Annotated in this window: 7 protein-coding genes; 4 read left to right on the top strand and 3 right to left on the bottom strand. The window is 68.5% G+C overall.

From position 1 onward, the window contains the following. Positions 1 to 248: 248 nt before the first annotated feature. Positions 249 to 1,499, bottom strand: a complete 1,251-nt coding sequence (locus tag M8J73_RS42205; protein WP_249829830.1) for an NAD(P)-dependent malic enzyme — start codon at positions 1,497 to 1,499, stop codon at positions 249 to 251. Between the two features lie 609 nt (positions 1,500 to 2,108). On the opposite strand from M8J73_RS42205, the gene M8J73_RS42200 reads away from it, so the two are divergent. From M8J73_RS42200 to M8J73_RS42190, 3 genes are read left to right on the top strand one after another with little or no spacing between them, the layout of a single operon-like run. Next, positions 2,109 to 3,077, top strand: a complete 969-nt coding sequence (locus M8J73_RS42200) for an ABC transporter substrate-binding protein (protein ID WP_055539842.1) — start codon at positions 2,109 to 2,111, stop codon at positions 3,075 to 3,077. 30 nt (positions 3,078 to 3,107) lie between these two features. Then, a complete protein-coding gene (locus M8J73_RS42195; protein WP_055539843.1) occupies positions 3,108 to 4,046 on the top strand; it encodes an amino acid ABC transporter permease in 939 nt (312 codons plus the stop codon). Continuing rightward, positions 4,043 to 4,804 (top strand): amino acid ABC transporter ATP-binding protein, encoded by a 762-nt coding sequence (locus M8J73_RS42190; protein ID WP_055539844.1) that lies wholly within the window; start codon positions 4,043 to 4,045, stop codon positions 4,802 to 4,804. Before M8J73_RS42195 ends, M8J73_RS42190 begins: the two co-directional genes overlap by 4 nt. Before the next feature lie 94 nt (positions 4,805 to 4,898). Here the strand turns inward: M8J73_RS42190 and M8J73_RS42185 are convergent, their stop codons facing one another. Further along, a complete protein-coding gene (locus tag M8J73_RS42185; protein ID WP_055539845.1) occupies positions 4,899 to 5,681 on the bottom strand; it encodes a class I SAM-dependent methyltransferase in 783 nt (260 codons plus the stop codon). A 98-nt stretch (positions 5,682 to 5,779) separates the two neighbouring features. On the opposite strand from M8J73_RS42185, the gene M8J73_RS42180 reads away from it, so the two are divergent. Next, complete coding sequence (locus M8J73_RS42180; protein ID WP_055539846.1) at positions 5,780 to 6,409, top strand: CGNR zinc finger domain-containing protein; 630 nt, start codon at positions 5,780 to 5,782, stop codon at positions 6,407 to 6,409. On the opposite strand, the gene sodX is transcribed toward M8J73_RS42180, so the two are convergent. Next, complete coding sequence (gene sodX / locus M8J73_RS42175; RefSeq protein ID WP_055539847.1) at positions 6,313 to 6,747, bottom strand: nickel-type superoxide dismutase maturation protease; 435 nt, start codon at positions 6,745 to 6,747, stop codon at positions 6,313 to 6,315. The genes M8J73_RS42180 and sodX overlap by 97 nt on opposite strands. Between the last annotated feature and the right edge of the window lie 136 nt (positions 6,748 to 6,883).

Below are 6,883 nucleotides of genomic sequence, written 5' to 3'. Positions count from 1 at the left end.
GGCCCGGCCTTCCTACCTTCCTCAGGTGGCGCCGTGAAAAGCACGGGGCGCAGCCCCGGTCGCTTTTCAGGGGCGCGGGGAACTGCGCGAGAAACCACGAACCACCCGCACCCGCACCCGCACCCGCACCCGCACCCGCCAACGAACTCGCACCCCCGAGCCCCTTAGGCACCCAAACCCGCCCCCAGCAAAAAGGCGGCCCCGCCCCCCGCACGGGGACAGGGCCGCCAAACCCACTCGCACTCGCCTCAGCGGCGAGCGACCCCCTCCGCCCGCGCGGCCGCGGCCACCGCCGCCGTCACCGCGGGAGCGACCCGCTCGTCGAACGGGGACGGGATGACGTAGTCCGCGGCGAGGTCGTCGCCCACGACCGACGCCAGCGCCTCCGCCGCCGCGATCTTCATCCCCTCCGTGATCCGCGACGCCCGCACCTGGAGCGCCCCGGCGAAGATGCCGGGGAAGGCGAGGACGTTGTTGATCTGGTTGGGGTAGTCGGAGCGCCCGGTCGCGACGACCGCCGCGTACTTGTGGGCGACATCCGGGTGCACCTCGGGGTTGGGGTTGGCCATGGCGAAGACGAACGCGCCCTCCGCCATCGAGGCCACCGCCTCCTCCGCGACCGTGCCGCCGGAGACACCGATGAAGACGTCGGCGCCGGCGAGGGCGTCCTCCAGGGAGCCCGTGATCCCGGCCTTGTTGGTGAACCCGGCCACCTCGCGCTTGACGTCGGTGAGGTCCTCGCGGTCCGCGGAGACGATGCCCTTGCGGTCGGCCAGGGCGACGTCACCGATGCCCGCCTCGACCAGCATCTTCGCGATGGCCACACCGGCCGCGCCGGCACCCGAGATGACCGCCCGGAGCTGACCGATCTCCCGCCCGCTGAGCCGCGCCGCGTTCCGCAGGGCCGCCAGCGTCACGACCGCCGTACCGTGCTGGTCGTCGTGGAAGACCGGGATGTCCAGGCGCTCCTGGAGCCGCTTCTCGATCTCGAAGCAGCGGGGCGCCGAGATGTCCTCCAGGTTCACGCCGCCGAAGGACGGGGCGAGCCGGACGACGGTCTCGACGATCTCGTCGACGTCCGTGCAGGCGAGCGCGATCGGCACCGCGTCGACACCGCCGAACTGCTTGAACAGGATCGCCTTGCCCTCCATCACGGGGAGGGACGCCTCGGGGCCGATGTCGCCGAGGCCGAGGACGGCCGTACCGTCCGTCACGACGGCGACGACGGAGGACTTCCAGGTGTAGTCGTCGACCAGCTCGGGACGCTCGGCGATGGCGGTGCACACCCGCGCGACGCCCGGCGTGTAAGCGAGGGACAGGTCGTCCTTGTCGCGGATCGGCACCGTGCTCTGCACGGCCATCTTGCCGCCGCGGTGCAGCGCGAAGGCGGGGTCGAAGGAGTCGGGGGCGCCCAGGGAATTGAGGGGCTCCCCGTTGCCTTCCTGGCCCGTACTGCCGTCGCTGCTCTCGGTGCGAGGATTGACAATCTCCGCTGCCACTTTTGTTTACCCCTTAAGTCTTCAAGGTTTGAGGGTGACCGCTCCCGGTTCGGGAGTGGGCGGGCACCGCGTAAGGCCCAGGTCAACCGGTACGTACGGCGACACGTAGGGACTCAGACGCGACGGGCGCGCCGCACACGCGCCCTGGGCCCCGGATGAGGGGTGTAAGGAACCTTCTTACCGGACGGACGGTGTCGACGACGAGTCCAGACCCGTTCATACCTTGAAGGTCACAACTCGAAGGTCATTTGCGGCCCAATGGGGGCGCGGTGAATCGTCGACGAATGACGGGACAAGTCGGACGAATCCTGGACAGGCCCCATACGGCCACGTGTGCGGGGCTCGCGGCCGACCGCACCCTGAGATGTACCGAAGATCTTCCGGCCTGAAGGGAAAAATTCCGCACAAGATCCGGCGCGATCGCACGGTCCACAGCGGTTCGTAGGTCATTCGGGGGTGACCCGTTATCCGATTTTGACATAGCGGGTCATCTGAATGCACATGCCCGAATGGCAAGATGCCGTAATCACACGAGGTCGCGACACTCGAAGAAGCGTGTCACCCATCGACCTGTCGGCAACTCCACCCATCCCGCCGGAGGAACCCACCATGACCGCAAGCACCACCAGTCGTACGACCGGCCTGCGCTCCCGGACAGCCGCGGTCGGAGCGATCGCGGTCGTGGGCGCCCTGCTGCTCACCGGCTGCGGTGACCAGACCAAGGACGGCAACGACAACGGCTCGGACAGCACCAAGGCCGGTTCGGCCCCCCTGGCCGACAAGCTTCCCTCGGAGATCCGCAACAAGGGTGTCATCCGCGTCGGCTCCGACATCGCGTACGCGCCCGTGGAGTACAAGGACAACGCGGGCAAGGTCGTCGGCATCGACCCCGACATCGCCGCCGCGCTGGGCAAGCAGCTCGGCGTCGAGTTCAAGTTCGAGAACGCCACCTTCGACACCCTCATCGGTGGTCTGGCCTCCAAGCGGTACGACATCGCCATGTCGGCCATGACGGACACCAAGGACCGTCAGGAGGGCATCGACGCCGACACCGGCAAGAAGGTCGGCGCCGGCGTGGACTTCGTCGACTACTTCACCGCCGGTGTGTCGCTGTACACCAACAAGGGTGACGACAAGGGCATCAAGACCTGGGACGACCTCTGCGGCAAGACGATCGCCGTGCAGCGCAACACGTTCTCGCACGACCTCGCCAAGGAGCAGGCGGCGAAGTGCAAGAAGGACGGCGGCAAGACCCTGAAGATCGAGGACTTCGCCACCAACCCCGAGGCCGAGACCCGGATGCGCTCCAAGGGCGCGGACGTCGTCTCCGCCGACTACCCGGTCGCCGCGTACTCCGTGAAGACCTCGGGCGGCGGCAAGTACTTCCAGATCGTCGGCGACCAGGTCGAGGCCGGCCCCTACGGCATCGCCGTCGCCAAGGACAACACCGAGCTGCGTGACGCGCTGCAGGCCGCGGTCCAGGCGATCATCGACAACGGCGAGTACAAGAAGATCATCAGCAAGTGGGGCGTCGAGGACGGCGCCGTCACCGAGGCCAAGATCAACGGCGGCTCCTGATCTCCGTCTCGGCACTGAAAGGCACCACCCGTGACTGTTGACGTCAACAAGACGGACGGTCCCGAGGACACGCCCCCCGCCGGTCCGGAGGCCCTCAAGGCCATTCCGGTCCGGCACCCGGGGCGCTATGTCTCCGCGGCCATCGCGCTCGCTGTCCTGGGCGCGATCGTCTACGCCTTCGCGCAGGCGAAGAAGATCAACTGGGGCGCCGTCCCCGACTACTTCTTCGACGACCGCATCATCGAGGGCGTTCTGAACACCCTGCTGCTCACCGTGCTGTCCATGGTGATCGGCATCGTCGGCGGCATCCTGCTCGCCGTCATGCGGCTGTCGAAGAACCCGGTGACCTCGTCGGTCGCGTGGTTCTACATCTGGTTCTTCCGCGGCACGCCCGTCCTGGTCCAGCTGTTCGTCTGGTTCAACCTGGGCCTGGTCTTCGAGTACATCAACCTCGGTCCGATCTACAAGGACTACTGGTCCTCGTTCATGACGCCGCTGCTGACGGCGCTGCTGGGCCTCGGCCTCAACGAGGCCGCGTACATGGCGGAGATCTGCCGCGCCGGTCTGCTCTCGGTCGACGAGGGTCAGACGGAGGCGTCGCACGCGCTCGGTATGAGCCACGCGAAGACGCTGCGCCGGATCGTCATCCCGCAGGCGATGCGCGTGATCGTGCCGCCCACGGGCAACGAGGTCATCAACATGCTGAAGACCACGTCGCTCGTCTCGACGGTGCAGTACGTGGACCTGCTCAAGGCGGCCCAGGACATCGGCCAGAACGCGGGCTCCATCGTGGAGATGCTGTTCCTCGCCGCCGCCTGGTACCTGATCCTGACCAGCATCTTCAGCGTCGGCCAGTACTACCTGGAGCGGTACTACGCGAAGGGCTCGACCCGATCCCTCCCGCCGACGCCGATCCAGCGCTTCAAGGCCATGCTGCCCGCGCGCCGCCCGAAGGGAGTCTCGGCATGACCGCCATGGTGAAGGCCGAGGGCATCCACAAGTCCTTCGGCCCCGTGCAGGTCCTCAAGGGCATAGACCTGGAGGTGCAGACGGGTGAGGTGTTCTGCCTCATCGGCCCGTCCGGCTCCGGCAAGTCGACGTTCCTGAGGTGCATCAACCACCTCGAGAAGATCAACGGCGGCCGTCTGTACGTCGACGGCGAGCTGGTCGGCTACCGCCAGAAGGGCGACAAGCTGTACGAGCTCAAGGACAGCGAGGTCGCGCTGAAGCGCCGGGACATCGGCATGGTGTTCCAGCGGTTCAACCTGTTCCCGCACATGACCGCCGCCGAGAACGTCATGGAGGCGCCGGTCCAGGTCAAGGGCGTCAACAAGGCCCAGGCCCGCGAGCGCGCCCGGGAGCTGCTGGAGAAGGTCGGCCTCGGCGACAAGGCGGGCAACTACCCCTCGCAGCTCTCCGGTGGCCAGCAGCAGCGCGTGGCGATCGCCCGCGCGCTGGCCATGGAGCCGAAGCTGATGCTGTTCGACGAGCCGACCTCGGCTCTCGACCCGGAGCTGGTCGGTGACGTCCTCGACGTCATGCGCGACCTCGCCGAGTCGGGTATGACCATGGTCGTCGTCACCCACGAGATGGGCTTCGCCCGCGAGGTCGGCGACAGCCTGGTCTTCATGGACGACGGTGTGGTGGTCGAGTCCGGCAACCCGCGTGACGTGCTCACGAACCCGCAGGAGGAGCGCACCCGGTCGTTCCTGTCCAAGGTGCTGTAGCAAGCAGGGACCGAGCCGGACACGGTCGCGCGCGAAGGGGCGGTACGGGTCTCCCGTACCGCCCCTTCCCCGTGCGGAAGCCGCCTGGGCGGGCCTATTTCACGGCGAGCAGCAGGGTGTCGGAGGGCGAGCACCAGACCGGGCGGGCCTCCGCGAAGCCCTTCTCGCGCAGGACGCGGGCGTGCCAGGCCGGGGAGGGCATGTCGCCGTCGGCGTGCTCGCCGTAGATCTCGAAGCGGCGGGCCGTCGGCGCGGCGAGGACCGGGTCCTGGGCGGCGAGCTGCCACCATTCGGCCCAGTCGACGATGCCGTTCGCCTTGGCTTGTTCCATACCCGCGTGGCGGTGGGCGCGCTCCGCCGCGTTGATCCGGGGCGTGGTCTCGTCGATCATGTGGTCCGCGTTCATGAAGACACCGCCGTCGCGGACGAGCTCCGCGACCTGACCGTAGAGGGCGGCGAGGGGTTCGCTGTGCAGCCAGTGCAGGGCTGTGGCCGTCAGCACGGCGTCGTACGCGTCGTACGGCAGCTGGGTGGGCCAGTCGGGGTCGGTGAGGTCGGCGGTGACGAAGGTGACGCGGCGGTCGCCCTCGAAGGTGCCCTCGGCGATGGTGAGCAGCGCGGGGTCGAGGTCGACGCCGGTGCTGACGGCGTTCGGGAACCGCGCGAACAGCCTGGACGTGATGGATCCCGTACCGCAGGCGAGGTCGAGGACGCGGGGTTCGGGGCCGACGAGGGCCTCGACCATGTCGAGCATGACCCGGAACCGCTCCTCGCGATCGGGCATGTACCACTCCTGCTGCCGATCCCAGCTGCGCTGCCAGGCCCCCCAGTCGGTGCCGTACGAGGTGCCGCTGCCGGTGCCGGTGGTCGTCGTCATGGGAGCCCCTTCTGGCGGTACGTCGTAATACCCTGAATGCACGATCAGCTGTTACTTGACCGCCACACGACGATAGAGCGCCCCCGTAAGGACTACAAGTGGAACTGGCCTATTACTCGGATTACGCCGTGCGCCTCGTGAACAGCGAGGAACCGCTCCGGGGCAAGGACACGCTCACCTCGGTGGAGGCCGTCCGCGACCTCTTCGGGGGCAACCAGTCGGCGGCCCGGCGGGCGACGGACGCCGACGTCACCCGGTTCCGTTCGGTGCGGACGCGGCTGCGGTCGGTCTTCGAGGCGGCGGACGGCGGCGACGAGACCCTCGCCGTGGACCTGTTGAACTCGCTGCTGCTGGAGTTCCCGGTGAGCCCGCAGATTTCCGGCCATGACTTCCGGGACGACGACGGCCGCCCCCTGTGGCACATGCACCTGGCGGACCACCCCTCGAACGCGACCGCCGGCTATGCCGCGATCGCCGCGATGGGGCTCGCCTTCCACCTCACCGAGTACGGCGTGGACCGGCTCGGCCTGTGCGAGGCGGCGCCGTGCCGCAACGCCTACCTCGACACCTCCACCAACCGTTCCCGGCGCTACTGCTCGGACCGCTGCGCGACCCGCGCCAACGTGGCGGCCTACCGCGCCCGCAAACGCCTGGAGGCGGACCGGTCGCAGAACACCGGCCGGACCGCCGAGAACGCCCAGCGGGCCACCGCGAACGGCGAGCGCTGACCGTCGGGCCGGGGCCGGTAGCGGAACCGGACCTTGCCGAGCACGAGTTCGTCGGGGACGGTCCCGTAGTCCGTGCTGTCGCCGCCGGCGTACGCGTTGTCCGCGAGGACCCACCAGCCGCCGTCCCGCCGCTCGGCGACGCGCTTGACGACGAGGAGGTCCTGCTGGAAGGGATGGCGCAGCACGACCACGTCACCGATCCTCAGCCGCGCCCCGTAGTGGACGAGCAGCCGGTCACCGTGGCGCAGCGTCGGCACCATCGACGGTCCCGTCACCTCGGCCACCCCCAAGGGCAGAACGGCCCCCGCCCGCTCGCTCTCCTGCGCCGGCTCCGGCATCCCTCGGCACCTCCCCGGTTCGATCCTCCACCAGTCCCAGTCTGACCCCGGACTTTTGTCCTAAGCCCATGGGGGCACTCGCGAAAACCTCTCTCGCAGGGAGTAATGTCCCACCTGAGAAGACGATCACGAGGAA

The organism is Streptomyces neyagawaensis, from assembly GCF_023516595.1.
Taxonomy (GTDB): domain Bacteria; phylum Actinomycetota; class Actinomycetes; order Streptomycetales; family Streptomycetaceae; genus Streptomyces; species Streptomyces neyagawaensis.
This window is presented reverse-complemented; position numbering and strand designations above follow the sequence as displayed.

Excerpts from the sequence above, each read along its gene's own strand:
- M8J73_RS42190 (WP_055539844.1), top strand. The coding sequence starts at position 4,043 with ATGACCGCCATGGTGAAGGCCGAGGGCATCCACAAGTCCTTCGGCCCC.
- M8J73_RS42200 (WP_055539842.1), top strand. The coding sequence starts at position 2,109 with ATGACCGCAAGCACCACCAGTCGTACGACCGGCCTGCGCTCCCGGACA.
- sodX (WP_055539847.1), bottom strand. The coding sequence starts at position 6,747 with ATGCCGGAGCCGGCGCAGGAGAGCGAGCGGGCGGGGGCCGTTCTGCCC.
- M8J73_RS42185 (WP_055539845.1), bottom strand. The coding sequence starts at position 5,681 with ATGACGACGACCACCGGCACCGGCAGCGGCACCTCGTACGGCACCGAC.